At 62.4% G+C, this 25,607-nt stretch carries 23 protein-coding genes and 1 tRNA gene; 18 read left to right on the top strand and 6 right to left on the bottom strand.

The annotated features are described in order from the left end of the window. The first annotated feature begins 27 nt into the window (after positions 1 to 27). The 5 genes from AC1DXN_RS01825 to AC1DXN_RS01805 all read left to right on the top strand — a co-directional run bounded on the left by AC1DXN_RS01825 (position 28) and on the right by AC1DXN_RS01805 (position 6,800). Entirely contained in the window at positions 28 to 774 is a 747-nt protein-coding gene (locus AC1DXN_RS01825) for a DsbA family protein (protein ID WP_477271871.1), read from the top strand. Between the two features lie 117 nt (positions 775 to 891). Further along, a complete protein-coding gene (gene smc / locus AC1DXN_RS01820) occupies positions 892 to 4,350 on the top strand; it encodes a chromosome segregation protein SMC (protein ID WP_477271873.1) in 3,459 nt (1,152 codons plus the stop codon). 111 nt (positions 4,351 to 4,461) lie between these two features. Continuing rightward, complete coding sequence (locus AC1DXN_RS01815; RefSeq protein ID WP_477271875.1) at positions 4,462 to 5,436, top strand: NAD-dependent epimerase/dehydratase family protein; 975 nt, start codon at positions 4,462 to 4,464, stop codon at positions 5,434 to 5,436. A 460-nt stretch (positions 5,437 to 5,896) separates the two neighbouring features. Beyond that, positions 5,897 to 6,244: a hypothetical protein gene (locus AC1DXN_RS01810; RefSeq protein WP_477243599.1), complete on the top strand. Its 348-nt coding sequence runs from the start codon at positions 5,897 to 5,899 to the stop codon at positions 6,242 to 6,244. Positions 6,245 to 6,512: 268 nt separating this feature from the next. Beyond that, positions 6,513 to 6,800: a hypothetical protein gene (locus AC1DXN_RS01805; protein ID WP_477243601.1), complete on the top strand. Its 288-nt coding sequence runs from the start codon at positions 6,513 to 6,515 to the stop codon at positions 6,798 to 6,800. A 133-nt stretch (positions 6,801 to 6,933) separates the two neighbouring features. On the opposite strand, the gene AC1DXN_RS01800 is transcribed toward AC1DXN_RS01805, so the two are convergent. Then, positions 6,934 to 7,008 (bottom strand) — tRNA-Gln (locus AC1DXN_RS01800). Positions 7,009 to 7,129: 121 nt separating this feature from the next. Further along, the gene (locus AC1DXN_RS01795) at positions 7,130 to 7,474 is read right to left on the bottom strand and encodes a VOC family protein (RefSeq protein WP_477271877.1); all 345 of its coding nucleotides are present in this window, start codon (positions 7,472 to 7,474) and stop codon (positions 7,130 to 7,132) included. Positions 7,475 to 7,682: 208 nt separating this feature from the next. On the opposite strand from AC1DXN_RS01795, the gene ppdK reads away from it, so the two are divergent. The 3 genes from ppdK to AC1DXN_RS01780 all read left to right on the top strand — a co-directional run bounded on the left by ppdK (position 7,683) and on the right by AC1DXN_RS01780 (position 12,464). Beyond that, the gene (ppdK, locus tag AC1DXN_RS01790) at positions 7,683 to 10,361 is read left to right on the top strand and encodes a pyruvate, phosphate dikinase (RefSeq protein WP_477271879.1); all 2,679 of its coding nucleotides are present in this window, start codon (positions 7,683 to 7,685) and stop codon (positions 10,359 to 10,361) included. A gap of 132 nt (positions 10,362 to 10,493) precedes the next feature. Beyond that, positions 10,494 to 11,597, top strand: a complete 1,104-nt coding sequence (locus tag AC1DXN_RS01785; RefSeq protein ID WP_477271881.1) for a glycosyltransferase family 9 protein — start codon at positions 10,494 to 10,496, stop codon at positions 11,595 to 11,597. A gap of 126 nt (positions 11,598 to 11,723) precedes the next feature. After that, complete coding sequence (locus tag AC1DXN_RS01780; RefSeq protein WP_477271883.1) at positions 11,724 to 12,464, top strand: polysaccharide deacetylase family protein; 741 nt, start codon at positions 11,724 to 11,726, stop codon at positions 12,462 to 12,464. Between the two features lie 117 nt (positions 12,465 to 12,581). Here the strand turns inward: AC1DXN_RS01780 and AC1DXN_RS01775 are convergent, their stop codons facing one another. After that, entirely contained in the window at positions 12,582 to 12,971 is a 390-nt protein-coding gene (locus tag AC1DXN_RS01775) for a DUF427 domain-containing protein (RefSeq protein WP_477271885.1), read from the bottom strand. Between the two features lie 115 nt (positions 12,972 to 13,086). After that, positions 13,087 to 13,443: a hypothetical protein gene (locus AC1DXN_RS01770; RefSeq protein ID WP_477271887.1), complete on the bottom strand. Its 357-nt coding sequence runs from the start codon at positions 13,441 to 13,443 to the stop codon at positions 13,087 to 13,089. Positions 13,444 to 13,636: 193 nt separating this feature from the next. Between AC1DXN_RS01770 and AC1DXN_RS01765 the strand changes: the two genes are divergently transcribed. Both AC1DXN_RS01765 and AC1DXN_RS01760 read left to right on the top strand, forming a co-directional pair. Next, positions 13,637 to 15,265: a fatty-acid--CoA ligase gene (locus AC1DXN_RS01765; protein WP_477271889.1), complete on the top strand. Its 1,629-nt coding sequence runs from the start codon at positions 13,637 to 13,639 to the stop codon at positions 15,263 to 15,265. Positions 15,266 to 15,463: 198 nt separating this feature from the next. Beyond that, positions 15,464 to 16,249 (top strand): DUF1499 domain-containing protein, encoded by a 786-nt coding sequence (locus tag AC1DXN_RS01760; RefSeq protein ID WP_477244020.1) that lies wholly within the window; start codon positions 15,464 to 15,466, stop codon positions 16,247 to 16,249. 66 nt (positions 16,250 to 16,315) lie between these two features. Here the strand turns inward: AC1DXN_RS01760 and AC1DXN_RS01755 are convergent, their stop codons facing one another. Next, entirely contained in the window at positions 16,316 to 17,329 is a 1,014-nt protein-coding gene (locus tag AC1DXN_RS01755; protein ID WP_477243616.1) for a LacI family DNA-binding transcriptional regulator, read from the bottom strand. Positions 17,330 to 17,529: 200 nt separating this feature from the next. On the opposite strand from AC1DXN_RS01755, the gene AC1DXN_RS01750 reads away from it, so the two are divergent. The 5 genes from AC1DXN_RS01750 to AC1DXN_RS01730 are packed head-to-tail and all read left to right on the top strand — an operon-like array spanning position 17,530 to position 22,250. Then, positions 17,530 to 18,573: an ABC transporter substrate-binding protein gene (locus AC1DXN_RS01750; protein WP_477243618.1), complete on the top strand. Its 1,044-nt coding sequence runs from the start codon at positions 17,530 to 17,532 to the stop codon at positions 18,571 to 18,573. Positions 18,574 to 18,609: 36 nt separating this feature from the next. Then, a complete protein-coding gene (locus AC1DXN_RS01745; protein WP_477244022.1) occupies positions 18,610 to 19,647 on the top strand; it encodes an ABC transporter ATP-binding protein in 1,038 nt (345 codons plus the stop codon). After that, positions 19,644 to 20,531 carry an ABC transporter permease gene (locus AC1DXN_RS01740; protein ID WP_477271890.1) on the top strand — a complete coding sequence of 296 codons (888 nt, stop codon included), beginning with the start codon at positions 19,644 to 19,646 and terminating at the stop codon, positions 20,529 to 20,531. Before AC1DXN_RS01745 ends, AC1DXN_RS01740 begins: the two co-directional genes overlap by 4 nt. Further along, on the top strand, positions 20,524 to 21,315 hold the full coding sequence (locus tag AC1DXN_RS01735) for an ABC transporter permease (RefSeq protein ID WP_477271892.1): 792 nt from the start codon (positions 20,524 to 20,526) through the stop codon (positions 21,313 to 21,315). The genes AC1DXN_RS01740 and AC1DXN_RS01735 overlap by 8 nt, the downstream gene beginning before the upstream one ends. A 14-nt stretch (positions 21,316 to 21,329) precedes the next feature. Continuing rightward, a complete protein-coding gene (locus AC1DXN_RS01730; protein ID WP_477271894.1) occupies positions 21,330 to 22,250 on the top strand; it encodes a phosphorylase family protein in 921 nt (306 codons plus the stop codon). 36 nt (positions 22,251 to 22,286) lie between these two features. Here the strand turns inward: AC1DXN_RS01730 and AC1DXN_RS01725 are convergent, their stop codons facing one another. Further along, positions 22,287 to 23,195, bottom strand: a complete 909-nt coding sequence (locus AC1DXN_RS01725) for an MBL fold metallo-hydrolase (RefSeq protein WP_477272425.1) — start codon at positions 23,193 to 23,195, stop codon at positions 22,287 to 22,289. Positions 23,196 to 23,311: 116 nt separating this feature from the next. On the opposite strand from AC1DXN_RS01725, the gene AC1DXN_RS01720 reads away from it, so the two are divergent. The 3 genes from AC1DXN_RS01720 to rfbC all read left to right on the top strand — a co-directional run bounded on the left by AC1DXN_RS01720 (position 23,312) and on the right by rfbC (position 25,606). Continuing rightward, positions 23,312 to 23,905: a biotin transporter BioY gene (locus AC1DXN_RS01720; protein ID WP_477271896.1), complete on the top strand. Its 594-nt coding sequence runs from the start codon at positions 23,312 to 23,314 to the stop codon at positions 23,903 to 23,905. 263 nt (positions 23,906 to 24,168) lie between these two features. Beyond that, a complete protein-coding gene (rfbA, locus tag AC1DXN_RS01715; protein WP_477271898.1) occupies positions 24,169 to 25,050 on the top strand; it encodes a glucose-1-phosphate thymidylyltransferase RfbA in 882 nt (293 codons plus the stop codon). A gap of 1 nt (position 25,051) precedes the next feature. Next, positions 25,052 to 25,606, top strand: a complete 555-nt coding sequence (rfbC, locus tag AC1DXN_RS01710; RefSeq protein ID WP_477271900.1) for a dTDP-4-dehydrorhamnose 3,5-epimerase — start codon at positions 25,052 to 25,054, stop codon at positions 25,604 to 25,606. Position 25,607 lies beyond the last annotated feature (1 nt).

The following is a 25,607-nucleotide window of genomic DNA, read 5'->3' as shown; positions in this document are numbered from 1 at the left end:
AAATCCAACCATAGTCAGGTGATTCGCATGAACCGTCCCCCGTTTGACAAAAGCTTGTCTCGCAGAACAATCCTGTCGTCGCTGGCCGCCGTCCCGGTGGTGGTTCTGCTCGCCGCATGCAGCGATTCCGGCGAGGATGCCAAGGCGGCGGACGTCAAGCCTGCAACGCCTGCCGCGCCTGCTGCCACGCCTGCTACGCCGGCCGCCGCCAAGGCGCCGGACTCGACGGGCGACGTCAACATGGCCGAGCTGCTGAAGCCCGGCGCTCTGCCCGACAAGCAGCTCGGCAAGGACGACGCCAAGGTCACCATCGTCGAATATGCCTCGATGACCTGCCCGCATTGCGCGCATTTCGCGGCGACCACCTTCCCAGAGTTGAAGACCAAGTACATCGACACCGGCAAGGCCCGCTACATCCTGCGCGAATTCCCGTTCGATCCGAGCGCCGAGGCCGGTTTCATGCTGGCGCGCTGTTCAAAGGACAATTATTTCCCGATGGTCGATGTGCTGTTCAAGCAGCAGGCCAACTGGGTCGGCGTCAACAATACCAAGGATGCGCTGCTGCAGATCTCCAAGCTCGCCGGTTTTACACAGGAGTCCTTCGAGGCCTGCTTGACGGACCAGAAACTTCTGGACGATGTGAGATCGGTCCAGAAGCGCGGCGCCGACGAATTCAAGGTCGACTCGACGCCGACCTTCTTCATCAATGGAAAGACCTACAAAGGGGCGATGTCGATTGAGGAAATGTCGGCCATCATCGACCCTCTGCTCTGACGTCCAGGCGACGCCGGAGCGGCTGCGCTTCGGCGTGCGCGTCGCTATGCCTTGCCGTGGGTTCTCTTCGCAAAACCGCGCAACACTTTTGCGGAACCCACCTGTGGAGCGGCGCGAATGAAGTTTTCGCGCCTTCGCCTCCTCGGTTTCAAATCTTTCGTCGAGCCCGGCGAGTTCGTCATCGAGCGCGGGCTGACGGGCATTGTCGGGCCGAATGGCTGTGGCAAGTCGAACCTGGTCGAGGCGCTGCGCTGGGTGATGGGCGAAAGCTCGTACAAGAATATGCGTGCGTCCGGTATGGACGACGTCATCTTTTCCGGTTCGGGAACGCGTCCGGCCCGCAACACCGCCGAAGTCACGCTTTTCCTAGATAACAGCGACCGCACGGCGCCCGCTGCCTTCAACGACGCCGATGAATTGCAGGTGTCGCGCCGCATCGAGCGCGAGGCTGGCTCGCTCTACCGCATCAACGGCAAGGAGGCCCGCGCCAAGGACGTGCAGCTGCTGTTCGCCGACCAGTCGACCGGCGCCCGCTCGCCGTCGATGGTTGGCCAGGGCCGTATCGGCGAGCTGATCCAGGCCAAGCCGCAGGCGCGCCGCGCGCTGCTCGAAGAAGCCGCCGGCATTTCCGGCCTGCACACCCGCCGCCACGAGGCCGAGTTGCGGCTGAAGGCGGCCGAACAGAATCTCGAACGGCTGGACGACGTCGTCGGCGAACTGGAAAGCCAGATCGAAAGCCTGAAGCGTCAGGCGCGCCAGGCGTCGCGCTTCAAGAACCTGTCGGCCGATATCCGCAAGGCCGAGGCGACGCTGCTGCATCTGCGCTGGACGCTGGCCAAGACGCAGGAAGGCGAGGCTCGCTCGGCGCTGGCGATTGCCACCGCCCTGGTCGGCGACCGCGCCGCGTCGCAAATGAATGCCGCCAAGGAGCAAGGCATCGGCGCGCACAGGCTGCCCGATTTGCGCGACGCGGAAGCCGCCGCTGCCGCCGCCTTCCAGCGGCTGTCGATCGCCAAGGCGCAGATCGAGGAGGAAGCCGGCCGCATCCGCGCCCGCCAGGCCGAGCTCGACCGCCGGCTGCAGCAGCTCGACGGCGACATCGCCCGCGAAGAGCGCATGGTCCGCGACAATGCGGATATTCTTGAGCGCCTGCGCACGGAAGAGGCCGCGCTCAATTCCGAAAACGCCGGTGCTGCCGAGCGCGAGGCCACCACCCGCGCGGCTTTCGAGCAGGCGGCATCAACGCTTTCGCAGAGCGAAGCCAAGCTCGCGGCGCTGACTGCCGAACGCGCAGAGGCCGCCGCCTCGCGCAACCAGATCGAGCGCACACTGCGCGACACAGCTGAGCGTCGTGATCGCTTTGCCCGCCAGCTCGCCGATGTCGACCGGGAACTTTCCGAGATCATTTCGAAGGTCGCCGGCCTGCCCGATCCCGTCGAGAAGCAGCAGTTGGTCGAACAGGCGCTGGCGCTGCTGGAGGAAACTGAGGCTGCCGCAATATCAGCCGAACAGGCGGTTGTGGAAGCGCGCGCGGTGGAAAGTGCCGCCCGCCCGCCGCTTCAGGATGCCAGGGCCGAGCTGGCGCGCATCGAGACCGAAGCCCGCACGCTGGCCAAGATCCTGAAGGCCGCCAGCGGCGACCTGTTTCCATCGGTGCTTGAACAGATCAGCGTCGAGCGTGGCTACGAAACAGCACTTGGCGCTGCCTTGGGCGAAGACCTCGACGTGCCGCTCGACCGCAGCGCCCCGGTGCATTGGGGCGAGAGCGAAGTCCGGCCCGGCGATGCGGCTCTGCCTGAAGGCCTTAGGAGCCTAGCCAGCGTGGTACGCGCCCCGGCTCAGCTTGCCCGCCGCCTGGCGCAGATCGGCATTGTCGAGGCCGGCGACGGACGACGGCTGCAGACGCTGCTGGCTCCCGGGCAGCGGCTGGTCAGCCGCGAAGGCGCGCTCTGGCGCTGGGATGGCTTTACCGCCAGCGCCGACGCGCCGACTGCGGCCGCGCAAAGGCTGGCGCAGAAGAATCGGCTGGCCGAGCTCGACGCCGAAGCGGTCCATGCCACCCTCATCCTGCGCGAGGCCGAGGCGGCGCTTGCCCAGGCCGAACAGGCGCTTGCCCGCGCCAGCGAAGCCGAACGCCGCGCCCGCCAGGCCGGGCGCGAGGCCCAGCACGGACTGGACGCCGCCCGCAACGTGCTGGCCGATGCCGAAAAGGCCGGCGGTGAATTGGCGAGCCGGCGCGCGGCGCTGGACGAGGCGCGTGCGCGCATTGTCGACAGCCACGAGGAAACCGCGGCGGCCTTCGTCGAGGCCGAAATGCTGCTGCAAAGCGCGCCTGATCTCGGCGATCTGCAGCTGCAGCTCGAACAGTCATCGGCCAATGTCGCTCGCGACCGCGCCAGCCTTGCCGATGCTCGCGCCGTTCATGAAGGCCTGAGGCGCGAAGCCGAGGCGCGTGTGCGTCGCCTCGATGCCATCGACGCCGAGCGCCGCAACTGGCTGGAGCGCGCCGAAAACGCCTCGACGCAGATCGCCTCGCTTGGCGAACGCAAGGCCGAGGCCGAAGCCGAGCGCGAAAGACTGGCCGATGCGCCCGACGAAATCGATGCCAGACGGCGCGCGCTGCTATCGCAGCTGGCCGAGGCCGAGAGCCTGCGCCAGACAGCGGCCGATCGGCTGCAGGAAGCGGAAAACCGTCAGTCCGAGCTGGACAAGGCCGCTACATCCGCCATCCAGTCGCTGGCTGAGGCCCGCGAAACCCGCGTTCGCGCCGAAGAGCGGCTGACCGCGGCCGACGAGCGGCGGCTGGAAGTCGAGGCACGCATCCAGGAAACGCTGAACACGCCGCCGCATCTGGTCATCCGCCACACCGGGCTGGAAGTGGACAGCCCGATGCCCGAAATGGCTGAGATCGAGCGCCAGCTCGACCGGCTGAAGATCGAGCGCGAGCGTCTCGGTGCGGTCAATCTGCGCGCCGAGGAAGAGCAGAAGGAGCTTTCGGACCGACTGGAAACCATCGTTTCCGAGCGCGAGGACATCATCGAGGCCATCCGCAAGCTCAGGCAGGCGATCCAGAGCCTGAACCGCGAAGGCCGCGAACGGCTGCTCGCCGCCTTCGATGTCGTCAACGGCCATTTCCAGCGGCTGTTCTCGCATCTGTTCGGCGGCGGCACCGCCGAACTGCAGCTGATCGAGTCCGACGATCCCCTGGAGGCCGGTCTCGAAATCCTCGCCCGTCCGCCCGGCAAGAAGCCGCAGACCATGACGCTGCTGTCCGGCGGCGAGCAGGCGCTGACGGCGATGTCGCTGATCTTTGCCGTGTTCCTGACCAATCCGGCGCCGATCTGCGTGCTCGACGAAGTCGACGCGCCGCTCGACGATCACAATGTCGAGCGCTTCTGCAATCTGATGGACGAGATGGCCGCCACCACCGAGACGCGCTTCGTCATCATCACCCACAATCCCATCACCATGGCGCGCATGAACCGGCTGTTCGGCGTGACCATGGCCGAGCAGGGCGTCAGCCAACTGGTCTCGGTCGACCTGCAGGCCGCCGAGGCGATGCGCGAGGCGAGCTGACGCGTCAGCGTGGCCAGTGGCCTCAATTCAGGCTTTCGACTATAGCACCAACTGAAAATCGTCGGCTCCATAGAGGGAAGGCCGACCTGACCGTGCCTATGGAGAACCCTGTTGCCTGTACTCGTCACCGGAGCCGCGGGGTTTATCGGAAGCCATGTCTGCCATCACCTCCTCGACAGGGGCGAAGCGGTCGTCGGCGTCGACAATATGAACGACTATTACGATCTGACGCTGAAGCAGGGACGGCTCGCCCGCCTTCAGCCCAAAAGGGGCTTTTCATTTCATCAGCTCGACATCGCCGAACAGGGGGCGCTGAGTGCGGCTTTGGCTGGGCAAGGCATCACCAAGGTCGTCCATCTGGCTGCGCAGGCGGGGGTGCGTCATTCGCTCGAAAATCCCAGGCTCTATGTCCGCTCCAACGTCGTCGGCCATCTCGAAATTCTCGAATTCTGTCGCGCGGCAGTCGGTTTCGAGCATCTGGTCTATGCCTCGTCGAGTTCGGTCTATGGCGGCAACACCAAGGTGCCGTTCTCGGAGACAGATCAGGTTGATCACCCTGTTTCGCTCTACGCCGCGACCAAGAAGGCCGACGAGTTGATGAGCCATACCTACGCGCATCTGTTCGGCGTGCCGCAGACCGGCCTGCGGTTTTTCACCGTCTACGGTCCCTGGGGTCGGCCCGACATGGCTTATTGGATGTTCACCAAGGCGATGCTCGAGGGCAAGCCGATCCGGGTGTTCAACAATGGCGAGATGTGGCGCGATTTCACCTATGTCGACGATGTGGTGCGGGCGGTCGTTGCCGTGCTCGACAAACCGCCCGTGACGGAGGTTCCGCCGAGCCGGCTCTACAATGTCGGCAACAACAGCCCGGTGCGGCTCGCCGACTTCATCGACACGCTGGAAAAGCTGCTCGGTGTAAAGGCGATCCGCCAGTATGAGCCGAAGCAGGACAGCGATGTCGAGCAGACCTTTGCCGACATGACCGCGCTTGAGCGCGATTTCGGCTTCAGGCCGAGCGTCTCGATCGAGGCTGGGCTGAAGAAGTTTGTCGACTGGTACCGCTCGGAATGGACGGCGGGATAAGCGACATGTGATGGCAGCTGCCGGCGCGACCCGACCTATGATGGATCACGGAAATCAGTCAGTGGTCGGATTTTCGCCAACCGGCTGCTGGGACGCATGGCGCCCCAGCGCAAACTCGCCATACGAAAAACGGGGCCGCGTGTTTGTTGCCGATTCCGCCGAGGCCGCCTTTATCGGAGGCCAAGGAAGCTCAGTATCGCAACCACGATGACGACTGCTCCGACGAGCCAAATAATGCTGTTCACGATATCTCTCCCAAAATCAGTTGCTGGGAATGAACTCGTTAGAGCCTACTAATGTTCCCACATTTTCTGCTGTCGAAAGAATGGCCCGCCATGCCTTTCGTCGGCCGGCGGGCTAAGGTCCGAACAGGGTACGACTGAAGTCCTAGCGTCAGAGCCATAGGTCTGAGGGCAGGCAACCTATGCCCTCCCGACACATTGGAGCCGGGCTGCCGAGTATGAGTCCCTTCATCGGCGGTCAATCGGGTGCCCGCAATTCTCCAGAGACTGGCGGGCACCCGGTTTCGGTGGCACCGCCAAACGGCATGGCGTTTTCGACAGCGAGGCTAACAGTGACCTTTGTCCAGAGATCAGTGCATGACGACGCAACCCGACCCGCAAACGACAACGATAGTCGTGCGCCCGAAGTCTCTTCGATCCTTGACCTCATACCGTCGACTGACGACGACAAGGTCGCTGAAATTGTCAGGCGAACAGAGCGCCAGGCAATCGCAGTGGTTATTGGTATGGCGATTTTGCTGATCTTGGCACCGGTGGTCTATTTTGCACTCATTTACGGGATCTGAGACGGCCTGAATGGTCGTCCTGTCGGAAATCCTGAAAAGATGCGTGTCGACGGTCTTCCCCACACCGCAGACGCTTCACAGCACAGACCCGGAGACCGTGGTCGTGCGCGGCGCTTCGTTGTCGACTTGCGCAGCCCCGACACATGCCCTGTGGCGCGGGAATAGCCGCCACTGATCGCGCCGCGTGAACTGACGACGCCAGTCGGAACCAAAGAGATGGGAAGCGGTTGTCCCCACGAAGGGAAAATTAGCAGATGGAGATATTGCAATGAAAACAATGATCGTGAGCGCTTTGGCGCTGTTCATGGCGATGCCGGCGATAGCTTCGGCGGCCGAAGCTGACGTAGTCATCAAAACCCACCATCGGCACCATCACACCAACGTCAAGATCATCAATGACCAAGGTCAGCGCCTTCATCACCGTAAACACGGCACGGTTGCCTTCTACGACCACGGCCGCCGGCACCGTCCGGACACTGTTGTCGTGACCGGCTCGATCGATCGTCGTCATCATCGTCATCATCCCGTCGTCATCCTGGACGACAGCGATTACTGATCCTCATCGCACGGCCCGGCTCTGTGGATGGAGTCGGGTCGCGCGCCCCTAAAAAGAGTGAAAAGAATGAGATAACGGCTGACGGCAGCCATTCATGGCGTCAGCACATTACAGGATTGAAAGGCATACGGATTGGCTGGGGCGCCAGGATTCGAACCTGGGAATGTCGGTACCAAAAACCGATGCCTTACCACTTGGCGACGCCCCAATAGCCATAAGAGTCGCTTGCGCGGCGCGTTATTAGCAGAGCAGCCGAAAAGCACAATGGCAATGAAGCGCGGTTTTTGGCCGCCTGATTTCGCGCCCGACAAAGCCCGTCGAGGGGCGTGCTACTCGCCCCAGACCGCCATTTCATTGCCGGCCGGATCGACGAAATGGAACCGCCTGCCGCCTGGGAATGAAAAGATCGGCTTGACGATGGTGCCGCCAGCGCTTTCGACAGCGCTCACCGTTTCTTCCAGATTTTGCGAATAGAGTACCGGCAGCGGCTTGGCGGGCGCTTCCGCGGCATCGGCCTGAAAGCCGCCGTCCAGTCCCTCGGCAAAGGCCGAATAGGTTGGCCCATAGTCCGTGAACGACCAGGAGAAAGCGGCACTGTAGAAAGCTTTCAGCCTGTCCAGCGTGCCGCCGGTAGCCGGCAATTCGAGATAATCGAGCTTTCCGGGCAGTTTCATAACGTCACTCCATACAATGTTCTTGTTATGTTCTATTCCGTTGCCTGCGATGCCGCAAGTCTTTTTGACGCAGCTTTTGCTTAATCGATTGTAGAGGCCGGCGGGCTTTGCCGACGCCTTGCCTTTCGCAGTGCAGCATCATATCGCTCGGTCTCGACACTGGCGGACCTCGCCAATTCTTAGAGTCTCCCGCAACCGGAGAGCAGGCATGACCAAGTGGGTTTACACCTTTGGCGATGGGGCGGCGGAAGGTCGCGCCGGCGACAAGAATCTGCTGGGGGGCAAAGGTGCGAACCTGGCTGAAATGTGCAGCCTCGGCCTGCCCGTGCCGCCTGGTTTCACCATCACTTCAGAAGTTTGCAACGCCTACTACGCCAATGCCCGCACCTATCCCGGCTCGTTGGAAGCGGATGTGGCTGTCGCTCTCGACCATATCGGCCGGCTGACCGGACGCCGCTTCGGCGATCCGTCGAAGTTGCTGCTTGTGTCGGTGCGTTCCGGCGCCCGCGCCTCGATGCCGGGCATGATGGACACCGTGCTCAATCTTGGCCTCAACGACGAGACGGTCGAGGCGCTGGCCGCCGATTCCGGCGATGCCCGCTTTGCCTATGACAGCTACCGCCGCTTCATCCAGATGTATTCCGATGTCGTCATGGGCCTCGACCACGAGGTGTTCGAGGAAATCCTCGAAGACCAGAAGGGCGGGCTCGGCCATGAGCTCGACACCGAACTGACGGCCATCGAATGGCAGGGCGTCATCGCGCTCTACAAGGCCAAGGTCGAGGAAGAACTCGGCAAGCCGTTCCCGCAGGATCCGCACGAGCAACTGTGGGGCGCGATTGGCGCCGTGTTTTCGAGCTGGATGAACAACCGCGCCATCACCTATCGGCGCCTGCATGACATTCCCGAAAGCTGGGGCACCGCGGTCAATGTCCAGGCCATGGTGTTCGGCAATATGGGCGAGACCTCGGCCACCGGCGTTGCCTTCACCCGCAATCCGTCGACCGGCGAAAAGATGCTCTATGGCGAGTTCCTGGTGAACGCGCAGGGCGAGGATGTCGTCGCTGGCATCCGCACGCCGCAAAACATCACCGAGGCTGCGCGCATTGCCGCTGGTTCCGACAAGCCGTCGCTGCAGAAATTGATGCCGGAAGCGTTCCAATCCTTCGTCGCCATCTCCGACCGGCTGGAGCAGCACTACCGCGACATGCAGGATCTCGAATTCACCATCGAGCGCGGCAAACTCTGGATGCTGCAGACGCGATCGGGCAAGCGCACCGCCAAGGCGGCGCTCAAGATCGCCGTCGAAATGGCGCGCGATGGACTGATCACGAAGGAGGAGGCGGTTGCCCGCATCGATCCCGCCTCGCTCGACCAGCTGCTGCACCCGACCATCGATCCGAAAGCGGCGCGCGATGTCATCGGCATCGGCCTGCCGGCCTCTCCGGGTGCCGCCACCGGCGAGATCGTCTTTTCCTCCGGCGATGCCGAGGAATTGAAGACGCAAGGTCGCAAGGCGATCCTGGTGCGCATCGAAACCAGCCCGGAAGACATCCACGGCATGCATGCGTCGGAAGGCATCCTGACGACGCGCGGCGGCATGACCAGCCACGCGGCCGTCGTCGCCCGCGGCATGGGCAAGCCTTGCGTGTCCGGCGCCGGCTCGCTGCGCGTCGACTACAAGGCCGGCACGCTGATGGCGATGGGCTCGACCTTCCGCAAGGGCGACATCATCACCATCGACGGCAGCAATGGCCAGGTTCTGAAGGGCGCCGTGTCGATGCTGCAGCCGGAACTGTCCGGCGATTTCGCCGCCATCATGGAATGGGCCGACGCGGTGCGCCGCATGAAGGTGCGCACCAATGCCGAAACGCCGCTCGATGCGCGCATGGCGCGTTCCTTCGGCGCCGAAGGCATCGGGCTTTGCCGCACCGAGCACATGTTCTTCGACGGCGAGCGCATCGTCGCCATGCGCGAGATGATCCTGGCCGACACCGAGAAGGAGCGGCGCACAGCCCTTGCCAAGCTGTTGCCGATGCAGCGCTCGGATTTCCTCGAACTGTTCGAGATCATGGCCGGCCTGCCGGTGACGATCCGTCTGCTCGATCCGCCGCTGCACGAATTCCTGCCCAAGACCGAGGAAGAGGTGGCCGAAGTCGCCGCTGCCATGAAGGTGTCGCCCGAGAAGCTCAGGCAGCGCACCGAGGCCTTGCACGAGTTCAACCCGATGCTTGGCCATCGCGGCTGCCGGCTTGCGGTTTCCTATCCCGAGATCGCCGAGATGCAGGCGCGCGCCATTTTCGAGGCCGCCGTCGAGGCGGGCCACAAGGCTGGCGCGCTGGTGGTTCCCGAGATCATGGTGCCGCTGGTCGGACTGAAGAAGGAGCTCGACTATGTCAAGGCGCGCATCGATGCCGTCGCCAAGAGCGTCATGGAAGAGACCGGGGTCAAGATCGAGTATCTCACGGGTACGATGATCGAGCTGCCGCGAGCGGCGATCCGCGCCCATGTCATCGCCGAGTCGGCCGAATTCTTCTCCTTCGGCACCAACGACCTGACCCAGACCACCTTCGGCATTTCGCGCGACGATGCGGCCTCGTTCCTGGAAACCTATCGCCAGAAAGGCATCATCGAGCAGGATCCGTTCGTGTCGCTCGACATTGAGGGCGTTGGCGAGCTGGTGCGCATGGCGGCGGAAAAAGGTCGCGCGACGCGGCCCGACATCAAGCTCGGCATTTGCGGCGAACATGGCGGCGATCCGGCGTCGATCCGCTTTTGCGAAGAGGTCGGCCTCGACTACGTCTCGTGCTCGCCTTATCGCGTGCCGATCGCCAGGCTGGCCGCAGCGCAAGCGGCGGTGCAGGTTGCAAAGGCTGGGCGCGGCTAGCGATCCAGCCGTGCGAATTTCGGCTTACCGATTTGTAATGAACCTCACGCGAAGTTGCGCGCGAGAGCGCGCAATCTCGACATCGTTTCTGCCCAGTTTTACGGCCCCGAACCCGCACGGTGCCCGGAACAGATGTTACAGATTTCGCCCAAACCCTTCCGCTCGATCCTGATCCTGCAGACCAAGTTCATCGGCGATATCGTTCTCGCCTCCGCACTCGCCAGGAACCTGCAGCTCGAATATCCAGGCGTCAGGATCGTCTTTCTTTGCGAGGCCCATCTCGCCAAATTCGTCACCGCGCACGGCATCGCCTCCGAGGTAGTGGCCTTCCGCCGTGCCAAAATGCGCGGCAGCCTGCTGGAGCGGGGGCGCGAGCTCTATGCCACGATACGCAAGCTGCGCGCCTTTCGCTTCGACCTGACGATCGATCTGACCGATTCCAAGACGTCGCGCATCATCGTCGGCTTCATCAATGCCAAAACCCGGGTCGGCTACAATCCGCCAGAAAGGCCTTTGCGCTGGCTGGAACGTCAGCCCGTCAATGTGTTTGCCAAACCGTTCGGCTTTGGCGAGCGGCATTTTCTCTACCGCTATCTTTCTCCGCTTGAGCCGCTTGGCGTCGATCTGCGCGTGCGCGTGCCGTCAATTCGGCCATTGCCACTGGAGACGGCGAGAGCCCTGGCGTTGCTGGACAAATACCGTCTCAGGCCAAAGGGCTTCATCGCGGTGCATGCGGGAGCGAGCTTCAGGGGGCGCCGATGGCAGCCGGAACGCTTTGCCGCCGCGATTGACATCATTTCGCGCGAGACCGGGTTGGATTTCGTGCTTGTCGGTGGTTCCGATGAGCGCGAGCTGGCCGAACAGATCGTTGTCGGGACCGCGGCGCCGGTCGTCACTCTCGTCGGCGCCTTGTCGCTCGAAACGCTGCTGGCGGTCCTGAAACAGGCGCGGCTGTTTCTCGGCAACGAGAGCGGCCCGATGCATATGGCAGCCGCCGCGGGAACGCCGGTTGTCGGCCTCTTCGGCCGTACCAACCCGTTGAAGTGGGGGCCGGTGGGCGTGCCCAGCATCACGCTGCAGCCTTCAATGCCTTGCGCCTGCGTGGCGAGCGAGCTGTGCCGATCGCGAGACTCGAGCAAGGCTTGCTGTGTCTGGCGCCTGGACGTCGAACCTGTCGTCGGTGCGTTGCGCGAAATCCTGGCGCGAACACAAATGGACAGGGAATACACAGTTTGACCGCGCGCCGGTGGAGGGTATGGCGGTCAATTTGTCACGGCGGCTGCCTTTGCCATCATCCCGATTTCCGCCTTGTTGCGGGCCTTGGGATGACCGACTAAGACAGTGCCGATCCGGAAGCCAAACATGCGCCTGCTCCAAAAACATTTTTGTGCCATCGCGATGTCGATGTGGGCGGTGTCCACAGCCCATGCCGTGCCGCTGGTCGAGCCGACGCTGCACATCAAGCCGGGTGCAACCGGAGCTGGCCGTGTCGCGCTGACCCTCGATGCCTGTGGCGGCCAGACCGACACGCGCATTCTTTCGGCGCTGGTCGACAACAAGATCCCGGCCACCATTTTCGTCACCGGCATCTGGCTGAAGCGCAACGCCGCCGCCGTCGAGATCATGCGGGCGCATCCTGATCTGTTCGAACTGGAAAACCATGGCGGCCGTCACATCCCGGCCGTCGACACGCCGCAGAAGATCTACGGCATCCGCAGCGCCGGCAGTCCGGATGCCGTGCTGGCCGAAGTCGAATCGGGCGCCGCAGCTCTCGCCGGAACCGGCGAGCCGGCGCCGAAATGGTTTCGCGGCGCGACTGCCGAATACAGCCCGTCGGCCATCGCCATGATCCGCAAGCTGGGCTTCAAGATCGCCGGCTTCTCGATAAACGGCGACGGTGGTTCATTGCTTGGCGCCAGGCAAACCGCCCGGCGCATTGCCGCCGCCAAGGATGGCGACGTCATCATCGCTCACATCAACCAGCCGACCCATGCGGCTGGCGAAGGCGTGGTGCAAGGCCTTCTGGCACTCAAGGACAAGGGCCTGACCTTCGTGCGGCTCGACGACGCCGATGGGGTCGGCAACGACGGGACGACTGATTAGCCGCAACTTCGTCATCCTATGGTCTGCGCCGCGTCGCTTCGCTCCTTGCTTCGCCATAGGATGACGAAGCGATGGGCGTTTTGGCCAACCTCCAAGGCATTCAGCCCGCCGATCCAACTAAACCGGCGTGGCTTCGATTGTCACCTTGCTGGCATAGAACGCGCCGTGATTGCGTATTTCCGTCATCTCGTCGAATGGCCGCTCATAGGCCCACATCGCATCCTTGCCCGCCTCGGCGGCGGGCAGCACGCTCCAGTAGCTGGCATCGCCCTTGTAGGGGCAATGGGTCGACCGTTCGCTCTTGCCGAGCTGGTCGAAATCGATGTCTTCGAACGGAATGTAGAAAACCTGGGGGTAGGGGGTCTCTGACAGCGCTTTTGCCTTCGTCGACGAGGCGACAATCGTGTTGCCGGCGCGAACGACAACGGTGCCGTGATAGGGCTCGACAGTGATGACCTTGCCCGGGTTGCGTTGAAAGCCTGGTGCCGGGTTTGCAATCTGATCCATGACGGGTTCTCCTTGTCCGGCATTAGGTGTGTCGGACAAGGGCGTTGTGCAATGCACCACCTGAAAGGCCAAGTTGGGCCTGGTCTCTCGTCAAACCGGTCTTGCCTATGAGCCGTCAGGCGGCAGTCTGGAACACGTCCATGAGGCCGGCATAGGCAGCAGCGATACCGGCGACCGGATTGCTGCTTCTCGATGTCGTCTCGACCTTCAGCGCGCCACCGCCGGTCGGCAGAGTGAGCAGCAGGAACTGGCGGTTGCCGCCATTGCCGATGGATGCCGCGGCGACATGCTGGCCTTCGCCTTCGTTGTGGACGCACATCTTGAACAGCAGCGTGCCGCCGACCGCCTCAAGGGCGCCGCCGACGACCTCGACGAATTCATCTTCGGAAACGGTTTTGGGATCCGGCGTCAAATCGGCCAGGCTTTCGGCAAGCGAATCTTCGAGAATCTTGTCGTCGAGCTGCGCGTCCATGCGAACCTCTTTCAGTCGCCAATCGCACCCTGCCCGTTAAGGAAGATTAACGCCGACGATGGCCGGATTGTGGCGGTTTCTCCGGTGTTTTCGACGAATGCACCTGATGTACGAGGGTATGGCTGGACAATCTGCCGGTTCGTCCCACAATGGAACGAAAACAACAGACGCAAAAAGCGTAGGGGAGGAACACATGCTCGGACTGATGCAGGAATGGCCGCTGCTCTGCCACAAGCTCATCGACAACGCAGAAAGGCAGCATGGCAAACGCGAGATCGTGTCGCGCTCGATCGAAGGCCCGATCGTCCGCACCACCTACGCCGAAATTCATCGTCGCGCCCTGAAAGTCGCCCAGCGGCTCGAGCGTGACGGGTTTGGGCTTGGCGACCGCATCGCCACGCTGGCCTGGAACAGCGCGCGCCACATCGAGGCCTGGTACGGCATCATGGGCATCGGCGCGATCTACCACACGCTCAATCCGCGGCTGTTTCCCGAGCAGATCGTCTGGATCATGAACAATGCTGAGGATAAGGCGATCTTCGTCGACCTGACATTCATGCCGCTGCTTGAAAAGATCGCCGGCGCGGTCAAATCGCTGAAAAAAATCATCGTGCTGACCGACAGGGCGCACATGCCGCAAACGGCGCTGCCCAACGTCGTCGCCTATGAGGAATGGCTTGACGAAGCCGATGGCGACTTCGCCTGGAAGAGCTTCGACGAAAACACCGCTGCGGGCATGTGCTACACCTCGGGCACCACGGGCGATCCCAAGGGCGTACTCTACAGCCATCGCTCAAACGTGCTGCACGCCATGATCGCCGCCTTGCCCGACGCAATGGGCATATCCGCGCGGGACACGATCCTCCCTGTGGTGCCGATGTTCCATGCCAATGCCTGGGGCCTCGGCCAGAGCGCGCCGATGATCGGCGCCAAACTGGTCATGCCCGGCTGCAAGATGGACGGCGCCTCGATCTACGAGTTGCTCGACACCGAGAAGGTGACCTTCAGCGCCGCCGTGCCGACCGTGTGGATGATGCTGCTGCAGTATCTGGAGGAGAACGACAAGAAACTCCCCCATCTGGGCAAGGTCGTCATCGGCGGCTCGTCCTGCCCGCGCGCCATCACCAAGAAATTCCAGGACAATTACGACGTTGAGGTCATCCACGCCTGGGGCATGACCGAGATGTCGCCGCTCGGCACGCTGTGCACGCTGAAGCCGGAATATACCGGGCTCGAGGGCGAACCCCGGCTCGACCTGCAGCAGAAGCAGGGCTATCCGCCCTTCGGCGTCGAAATGAAGGTGACGGATGACGACAACAAGGCGCTGCCATGGGACGGCAGGACCTTCGGGCGGTTGAAGGTGCGCGGGCCGGCGATCGCCCGCGCCTATTATGGCGGCGTGGGGTCCGAGCAGTTCGACGCCGACGGCTGGTTCGATACTGGCGATGTCGCCCATATCGATGCCGGCGGCTACATGCAGATCACCGATCGCGCCAAGGACGTCATCAAGTCGGGTGGCGAGTGGATCTCGACCATCGACCTCGAAAATCTCGCCGTCGGTCATCCCGACGTGGCCGAAGCTGCCGCCATCGGCGTTGCCCATTCGAAATGGGGCGAGCGGCCCTTGCTTGTCATCGTGCGCAAGCCGGGCAAGGATCCGAGCAAGACCGATATTCTGGCTTTCATGGACGGCAAGGTGGCCAAATGGTGGATGCCCGACGACATCGCCTTCGTTGGCGAAATTCCTCACACGGCGACCGGCAAGATCCAGAAGATCACCTTGCGCCAGCAGTTCAAGGACTACCGCCTGCCAACGGATTGACGGGATGGCGCGCCTTTTCGCCTTCAAGCCGGCCGCAAAAGTCATCGAGCCTGTTCCATCACGATTGGATCGGGATGGGGCTCTATTCCCGTGTTGAACATGATCTTTTTCCGAACCGAAGGTCAGCGAAGCAAAAACCGGATTCCCCTTTTCGGGATCATGCTCTAAGTCTCTATCCGGGTTGGGGTGGCACGGAACATAATGGAAATTCCTGAACGGCAAACGGCCAGGTCGGCCGGCTGGTCGCGGCGCATAGCTGCTTTTGCGGTGGTCCTGCTGCTGACCGTCCTTGTCGGCCATCGCTACGACCTTGTGGAAACACCGGCTTTCCTGTGGGTGCTGGCGATTGTCGCATTGCTTGCCGCCTTTGCGCTGCTGCTGGCCGGGCTGGCCTTCTCCCGGCTGTGGAATTTCGGCGATCGCGGTGGTCGCGACCTGACCGTCGGCGCCTTGCTGGCGCTTCTGGTGCTGGCGCCCTATGGCGTTGCCGCCTACTGGGCGGCGACATTCCCGCCGCTGCGCGACATCTCGACGGATTTCGACAACCCGCCGGCGCTAGACACGGCTGACCGCACCAGGGAAATGAACGTGCTTTCACCGCCCACGCCAGGCGAGCAGCGCCTGCAGACCGAGGCCTATCCGCTGGTCACCGGGCGCAGCTACAATCTGCCTTTCGAAACCGTCGTCGACGCCGTCGAAACCGTGCTCGACCGGCGCGACTGGGAGCTTGCCGGGCCATACCCCGCAACCGACGGGCAGAGCGAGGTGACGATCGACTCCGTGGCCAAGGGCTTCTTGCTCGGTCTTCCCGCCGACGTTGCCGTGCGGGTGACCGACGATGGCGATGCCGTCATCGTCGACATGCGCTCGGCTTCGCGCTACGGCCGCTACGACCTCGGCGACAACGCCGCGCGTATCGTCGAATTTCTCGCCGAGCTTGACCAGGAGGTTGCAGGCCAGGTGGGGCCGGCGCCGGCTGAGTGATATGCAGAGCAGCTGGCAACCAATCGGAATCGCTTGCCAAAAATGCGGATTGAGTCTGCGGCCAGACTATTCGGCCGGCTCGTATCTTCCTTGCAGCAAGAATGTCTCCACCGGCCCGAGCGGATTGATGATCCGGCGCTCCAGAATCTCGATAAGTTTGCGTCCGACCCCCGCCATGTCCACGAAATGAACTTCAATCTTCGCCGGCAGGAAGCGGGCAAGCCGCGTGCTGTCACGAGTGACGATGTGGACGTCACGGCCAGGCTCAAGACCCCGCTTGCCGAGAGCGTGCAGCGCTCCCAGGAGGCCCAGTTCGTTGGCACATGCCAGGCCCGTCGGCGGATCTGACGACGCCAGCAGGCGATCGAACCAGGCCGCGCTCGATTCCATGGTGAACATGCCATGACCGATCAGCGATTGGTCGATAGGAAGTCCAGCCTCGGCCATCGCCCTTTTATACCCGGAAAGACGCATGGCGCTCGCCTGATCCTCCGGAACGAGAAGTTGCAGAGCAATGCGTCGACAGCCCTTGTCCATGAGCCGGCGGGCCGCCTCGTAGGCAATCTGTTCATTGTCGACATCGACATAAGGATACGCGGTATCCAGGTCGGTTCTTCCAAATGCGACGAATGGCATGCGTTCATCCAGCAGCAGCTTGACGCGCGGATCACCCGACACCATGCGGGTGATGATCAGTCCGTCTGAGCTGCGCGCCTGAAGCTGCCGCTGCACACTCTCGACGGGATCGTCGTCGGGCGTGGTCGAATAGATGGACAGACTATAACCCGCTTGCCGCGCCGCCAGCGTCATGCCTTCGATCAAGGGAAGCTTCAACAGATCGGAAAGGTAGTCGCGTGTCTCCATCGGCAGCACTGCCGTCAGCGTCAGGGTTCGTCCGGTTTTCAGCGCGCGACCATGATGATTTGGGACATAGCCGACCCGCTTCGCCGCCTCCTTGACCCGGGCTATGGTCGAGGGCAGCACTTCCGGCCCATCCTTCAGAGCGCGGGACACCGTGGTCACCGAAAGGGAAAGTTCCGCCGCGATCTGTTTTAGATTGGCCATATCGCCCGACTTCATTTGCGAGAGCGCCGGCTGATCTTGCTGGGCATCGCAACGTTACCGGATTCGATCCGAGGGTCAAATCCAGGCTCGGCGAACCTGAACCGACCTGCCTGGCACCAGCTTGACTCGCGGACTGTTTTCGGCAATCGTAACGTTACGATTAACAAAAAAGCCGATCTTATCGGCATTTTGATGAATCCGGAGGAGGAGAAACCATGTCCCGTTTACTACGCATTTCCCTGGCAGCGATCGCGGTCTCGGCAGCCTTGCCCGTCTATGCCCAGACAGTCACCATCACCACCGCGGGCGGCGACTACGGCAACGCCATCAAGGAGGCCATGTGGGCCCCCGCTGCAAAAGAGCTCGGCTATGATGTCCGCGAGGAGACGCAAAGCGACGGCTTGGCCGCGCTGAAGATGCAGGTCACCTCGGGGGCTATTACGACCGACATCATCCATCTCGGCTCGCCGGAAGGCGCGCAGGCGGCCGCACAGTCGCTGCTGGAGCCGCTCGACTACAAGATCATCGATGCCAACTCCGTGCCGGCCGGCGCGAAGTCCGACTACTGCTATCCGTTCGACTCCTATGGCACCGTCATGTCGTGGAACACCAAGACCTATGGCGAGAATTCGCCGAAGACCTGGGCCGAGTTCTGGGATGTTGCCAAATTCCCGGGCCGTCGCGCCCTGCGCGCCAATGCGCAGGACTTGATCGAGATCGCGCTGCTCTCCGATGGCGTGGCGCCCGCCGACGTCTATCCCGTGCTCAGCACGCCGGAGGGTCTGGAGCGCGCCATCAAGCGGCTTGAGGCGATCAAACCGAATGTCTCGGTCTGGTGGACTTCGGGAGCGCAGTCCGCGCAGTTGCTGAAAGACGGCGAGGCGGATCTGGTCGTTACCTGGAACGGCCGGGCGCAGACCGTGAAAGCCGATGGCGGCACGGTTGACTACACGTTCAAGGGTTCGGTCATCGGCACCGACTGTCTGGCGGTGCCGAAGGGAGCGCCGAACAAGGAAGCAGCCATGAAGCTCATCGCGGCGATGACGCAGCCCGCGCGCGTGGCGAAGCTGACCGACTTCATCGCCTATGGTCCTGTCAATCCTGCTGGCTATGAGGGTGGCCTTATTCCCGAGGACCGTCTGAAGACCCTGGCGACCGCGCCTGAAAATGCCGGCACTTCGGTGTTCTCGAACGCAGACTGGTGGGTCAAGAACGGCGAGGCCGCCCAAAAGGCCTTCGATGAAATGATGAACCGCTGAGTCTCGAATTCATCAGCTCCAAGGCTGCAGCTCATGATGAAGTCGCTCCCGATCACCATCGACAGCGTGCGCAAGACCTATGGGTCGTACGTCGCGCTGGACGATGTCTCGCTCGACATTCAGGCTGGCGAATTCCTCACGCTGCTCGGGCCATCCGGATCCGGCAAGACCACGCTGCTCATGGCTCTGGCCGGGTTTGTCCGGCCCGATTCCGGCAGGCTCCTGTTGGACGATCGCGACATTACCCGTCTGGCCCCCAACAAGCGCGACATCGGCATAGTGTTCCAGAACTACGCCTTGTTTCCCCACATGAACGTTCTGGCAAACGTCGAGTATCCCTTGGTGCTGCGCAAGACTCCGAAAGCCGAGGCCCGCCAGCGGGCACTCGACACCTTGGCTCGCGTGAAGCTCGAAGGTTTGGCCGAGCGCAACATTGCCGCATTGTCCGGCGGACAGCGCCAGCGAGTGGCGCTGGCACGGGCGATCGTCTTCGAACCACGCGTGATGCTGATGGATGAGCCGTTGTCGGCGCTCGACAAGAATCTGCGCGAAACAATGCAGTACGAGATCCGGCGTCTGCACGATGATCTGGGGATCACCACCATCTATGTGACGCATGACCAGCGCGAAGCGCTGATCATGTCCGACCGGGTTGCGGTGATGAATTCCGGCCGCATTCAGCAGATCGACACGCCGCAGCGGATTTATGATCGTCCATCGACCCGCTTCGTCGCGGAGTTCATGGGCGAGGCCAACATTGTGGCCCCGGGCTCGCTGCGCAGAATAGACGGCACCGATGCGTCAAGCGAAGCTCTGATGATCCGCGCGGAAAGCTTCCACCTCGATGCAAAGCTGGTTGGGCGAGACGGGGTGGCGCTTGAGGGAACGCTACGCGCCAAGGCGTTTCGCGGCGAAAACTGGCTTTTGACGCTGGCGCTTGACGGCGGGCAGGAGATTCTTGTCTGCATTCCGGCGGCGCTGGCCAGTGGCTGCGCCGAACTTGCCGCCGGTCAGCGGGTGACCGCCTATGCACCAGCAGCGAAAGTTCACGCGATACCGGGAGCGAGAGCGTGACCGTCATCGCCGATCCCGCGCTGGCGGCAGACGCTCGACGCGAGCGGCGGTTCTTCCTCTCGCTTTCACTGCCCGCGCTTGTCATCGTTGGACTGGCGGCGATCCTGCCCATCGTCTGGATCATCCGGCAATCCTTCCTGACCACGGGGGGCGAATACACGGTCGGCAATTACGAGAAGGTGCTTTCGAGCGGACTGACATGGTCGGCGCTCGTCACAACGCTTGAGCTATCCCTGGGCACGCTGGCGATCTGCATTCTACTCGGTACCCCCCTGGCACTCGCCCTGGCCAGCGCCAGACCGAGGGTGGCCAATCTGCTGATGGCCTTCGTCATGCTGCCCCTGTGGACCTCCATTCTGGTGCGCACCTATGGCTGGCTCGTGCTCTTGCGGCGCGATGGCCTGATCAACGCGGCTTTGACCGGCTCAGGCCTGACAGCCGAGCCATTGCCGCTGGTCTACAACTTCACGGGAACACTCATCGGCATGGTTCACTACATGCTGCCGCTCTTCCTGCTGCCCGTTTATGCCGCGATGCGCGATATCGACGCAAACCTCGTCCGCGCGTCGGCGAGCATGGGCGCCACGCTCGGGCAAACGATCCGCACCGTCATTCTGCCGCTTTCAGCCGGCGGCATCTTCTCGGGTTCGATCATCGTCTTCATCTACACCATAGGTTTCTTCATCACGCCGGCGGTGCTTGGCGGCGGCAAGGTAAATCCTCTCTCCATCCGGATAGAGCGCACGCTGTCGACCTTTCAGGATTGGGGATCGGCGAGCGTCCTGGGTATTCTGCTCCTCCTCTTGATGGCGTTGGTGGGTGTGATGTTCCTGGCTGCACGGCGGCTGATTGCCGGGCTCAAGATCGGTACAGCCCATGCTTGAAGCCTATCCAGACAACAGGCTGGCCCGCATCCTCCTGTGGAGCTTTTGCGCGCTCGTGATGGCGTTCCTGATGCTGCCGACGCTGGTCGTCGTCCCGCTCTCCTTTTCGTCGTCCAATCTTCTCGAGTTCCCACCACGCGCATACTCGTTGCGCTGGTACGAGACTTTCTTCGGTTCGGCGACATGGATGGCCGCACTCAGGACGAGCCTGATCCTCGGGACATTGACGGCGATGATCGCAGTGCCCCTGGGGTTGCTGGCCTGCATCTCGATGAACAGGCTCGGCGGAAAGGCCGCCGTAGCCATTCAGGGCGTTCTGCTCATCCCGTCCGTCGTGCCGGGCATCCTGCTGGCGATCGGTCTGTTCTTTGTTCTGGCGGCGCAACGCCTGGTCGGAACGCTGTTCGGTGTGCTGGTCGGACACGTGGTGCTGGCCATTCCGGTCGCGTGCATTGTGTTGCTGCCGGCTCTGGCCCGCTTTGACTGGAACCAGGTTCAGGCGGCGCGCAGCCTCGGCGCAAACTGGGCGAGAGCCATTGGCGGCATAATTGTCCCGCAGCTTCAGATCAGTCTGCTGTCGGCCACGCTGATGGCCTTCCTGACCTCGCTTGACGAGTCCGTGATTTCGATCTTCGTCGCCAGCGGTCAAAACAGCACGCTGCCGAAGCTCATGTTCCTGTCGCTGCGCGATCAGATCGATCCGACCATTGCGGCGATCTCGACATTATGGACCGTCATCGTCGTGGCCGTCGTCCTGATTGTGACCCTTCGCCAAAAATCCTGACCGAGACTGGAAAAATGCCCACAAATCATCGCGCAGCCGGTGCTCCGGCGGACCAATCACCAGACATACCCCAGGTCGGGTTGGCGATCATCACCGGCTCGGCAAACTGGGGGCTTGCCTTCCCGGAAGATGTCGAATTCGAGGGCGTGCACACCTTGCGGCGCGACATGAGTTTTGAAACGCCTTTCGGTCGTTCCGACAACTGGAAGCTTCTTGAGTTCGATGCATCGATTACAGCCGAAGGCCAAGCGAAACGTGCCTTGTGCATGTATTCGCACGGCAATCCGCGCGACCATATCGACCATTCCTGCCATCGCCGCGCGTTCTGGGTCTTGATGCAGGCGGGTGTAAGGCAAGTGCTGGCCTGTTCGACCATCGGCGCCGTCAACAAGGCGATCCAGCCCGGAGACATGGTGGTGAACGCCGATATCATCGAACTGTCGCAGACCCCGTTTTCACTGCTGCCTGGCCGCCAGAGCTTCGACTGCTCGGGCAAGCAGATCGTATGTCCAAGATGTGCGGCATTGTTGGTCGAAACCGCCCGGCGCCATTGGCCTGCCGAATGCCGCGTTCATGGCATCGAACAGCAATTGGTCGCTGCCCACTGCTACGGGCCGCGACTGACAACTCCCGCCGAAGCCTTGGCGTTTCGCGGCATGGGGGCGGATGTGCTCAACCATTCGATCGCCCCAGAGGCGACCTTGTCGCGCGAGATCGGTGCATGTTTCGTGCCCTTGGCATTCGTCACCGCCGGCTTCAACGACTACATGGACCGCAATCGCCAGAAATTGCTGCAGGAGGACGTGTTGCCGAGCCTCTCCATGACGGCATCGCGGGTCGCGCTGGACACCGCGGCACGACTTCCGGTCAATCCGGAATGCTCTTGCCATGGTTTGAAATCGCCTCAACCAGCAGAGCGCTCCAGCCGTTTCTGAGTTTGTCAGCGGTGTGGCGCGAACGCGTGCCGAGGTCTAACCCACCGGCACAAAAATGCTGTCGATGGCCGGGTCGCCGTCGGTGCTGACCAGGCCGCGCGCCACCAAGTCTTCCAGATGGGCAAGCACCGACAGGCCGGCGGCGCCATGCAGGCGCGGGTCGGTGTCGCGATAGATCGCCTCGACCATGTCCTTGATCGTCCGGTCGCCGCCCCTGATCCGCTCCAGGATTGCCCGCTCGCGCATCTTGCGATGGGTTTTCAGGCCACGCATGAAGCTGCGCGGGGCGCCGACCGGCCCACCATGGCCGGGCAATAGCAGGCGGTCGCCGCGCTCGATCAGCCGGTCGAGCGAGGCCATATAGTCGGCCATGGCGCCGTCCGGCGGCGCGACGATCGAGGTCGCCCACGCCATCACGTGATCGGCCGGGAACAGGATACCGGTTCCTTCCAGCGCAAAAGCCGCGTGATTGGCGGTATGGCCTGGCGTCAGCACCGTTCTCAGTGCCCAGCCGTCGCCGTCGACCACCGTATCGTCGGCGAGTGCCGCATCCGGAAGGAAAGCGGTGTCGGCGCTGGCGTCGAGCGGATTGAGCTCGCCGATCCGCAAGGGCCGCGCCGGCCGGTGCGGGCCTTCGGCCAGCACGATGGCGCCGGTGTGCAGCTTCAGCCGGGCTGCCAGTGGGGAATGGTCGCGATGCGTGTGGCTGACGAAAATATGGCTGACCGGCCGGTTTGCGATCACCTCGAGCAGTGTCCTGAGATGTGCGTCGTCATCCGGACCCGGATCGATCACCGCCAGCGTCTCGCGTCCGATGACGTAGCTGTTGGTGCCGTGAAAGGTAAACGGGCTCGGGTTTTTGGCAGTGACGCGCTGGACGTCGGGCGCAACGGCGACGCCATGGCCGTAGCGGGGATCGAAGCTCGTATCGAATTTGAGGGCCATGAGGACGTTGTTCAACCCTGTTTCCGGTGGCGGCAAAACCGATTGCCGCATAGCACGGAAGCCAATATAGGAAAACGCGAGGCCGCAATCAGCGGCAATCCGGAATGGGGTAGACCATGGCAATTGCAACGACGATGCGTCCGCTTGTTTCTCTCGCTCTGCCGCAAGAGGGCGCGGCCCGCCTGGCAACGCAGCTTTTGCTGGCGATCGCCGGCACTCTGCTGTTGACCTTGTCGGCCAAGACGAAAGTTGTGCTCGGACCGGTCGACATCTCGATGCAGACGCTCGCCGTGTTGCTGATCGCCGCGGCGTTCGGCCTGCGCCTTGGCGTCGGCACGCTGCTTCTCTACATGGCCGAAGGCGCCATGGGCTTCCCGGTGTTCCAGAGCACGCCGGAAAAGGGCATCGGCATCGCCTATATGCTCGGCTCGACCGGCGGCTATCTCGCCGGCTTCGTGGTCATGGCGGCGATCGTCGGCTGGGCGGCCGATCGCGGCTGGGATCGCCATCCGGTCAAGCTTTTCAACGCGATGCTGGTCGCCGAAATCGTCATGATGGCCATGGGCTTTGCCTGGCTGGCGTTTTTGATCGGCCCGGAAAAGTCGTGGCAGTTCGGCGTCCTGCCCTTTATCGTCGGCGACCTGATCAAAGTTGCGCTCGCCGCGAGCCTTGTGCCGGCCGCCTGGTCGCTGCTGCCGAAAAGCTCCTGAAATCATCCGATCCATGAAAAAGCCGGCAGGCGCCAGGCCTGCCGGCTTTTTTCATGCCGCCGCCTGCCGGGCCGCCGATCAAACGGGGGCAGGTCGGCGTTAAGCGTGTGAGCACCGGTTCAGGATGGATACCGACGCCCATCTTGCAATCGCCATCATCTGGCGGATGATGGCCGGTCGAGATTGACAAGCCATGGCGCGAAACCCTAAGCACGAGCAACTTGATTTCCTGGCGGGGGCCTCGGCAATTCAAGGAGAGCTTTTTGAAAGGAATAATCCTTGCTGGAGGCAGTGGAACGCGTCTTTATCCGCTAACATTAGCGATCTCTAAGCAAATCCTTCCAATATATGACAAGCCGATGATCTATTACCCGCTGAGCGTATTGATGCTCGCGGGAATTCGCGAGATTCTGATTATCTCGACACCGCGAGACTTGCCGATTTTCCGGGAGTTGCTCGGCGACGGTTCGGAATTCGGGCTCGACCTGTCCTACGCCGAGCAGCCTCATCCCAACGGCCTTGCCGAAGCCTTCATCATCGGCCGCGATTTCATCGGTAAGGACAGCGTGTCGATGATCCTTGGCGACAATATCTATTTCGGCGAGGGCCTGTCGCAGCTCTGCCGCGACGCAGCGGCGCGCGAAGGCGGCGCATCGGTGTTCGCCTATCATGTCGACGATCCGCAGCGCTACGGCGTGGTCTCGTTCGACAAGGTCAGCGGCACCGCCTTGACGATCGAGGAAAAGCCGCAAAAGCCGCGATCCAATTGGGCCGTCACCGGCCTCTATTTCTACGACAACGAGGTCGTCGACATCGCTTCGACAATCCGCCCCTCCGAGCGCGGCGAACTCGAGATCACGGCGGTCAACAACGTCTACCTCGAACGCGGGCAGCTGCATGTTCATCAGCTCGGCCGTGGTTATGCTTGGCTCGACACCGGCACGCATGACAGCCTGCATGAAGCCTCGTCCTTCGTGCGCACGATCGAGCACCGCCAAGGCATCAAGGTCGCCTGTCCGGAAGAAATCGCTTTCGAGCAAGGCTGGCTGACGGCGGACAAGGTTCTGCAGCGCGCCACGCGGCTGGGGAAGAACGAATATGCCGCCTATCTGCGCAGGCGCGTCACCGAGTTGACGGAGAACTAGGGTGCTGGAGATCAGGCCACTCGGCCTCGACGGAGTGCTGGAGATCGTCCCCAAGCGTCATGGCGACGCGCGCGGCTTCTTCATCGAAACCTGGAATGCCGAGAGCTTTGCAGAGGCCGGCATCGACTTGCGTTTCGTGCAGGACAATCATTCTTATTCCGCTGCCGCCGGTGTTTTGAGGGGGCTGCACTATCAGCTCTCACCACGCGCGCAGGACAAGCTGCTGCGTGTTATCCGCGGCAGCATCCTCGACGTTGCGGTCGATATCCGCCGCGGCTCGAAGAGCTTTGGAAAATGGGTCGCCCTCGAGATATCGGCCGACAAGGGCAACCAGATTCTGGTGCCAAAGGGCTTCGCGCACGGCTTTGTCACGCTCGTACCGGACACCGAGGTTCTGTATAAGGTAACCGACACCTATTCACCGGCGCATGACCGATCGATCCGTTTCGACGACCCTGCCATCGGCATTGAATGGCCTTCGATCCCTGGCGGGTTTCAGCTTTCGGACAAGGACCTCAAGGCGCCGACGCTTGGCATGGCGGAGGTGTTTGCGTGAG

The organism is Mesorhizobium sp. P2_H9 (assembly GCF_056403215.1).
Note: the sequence above shows the minus strand (reverse complement) of the source record. Positions and strands in the feature narration are given on the sequence as shown.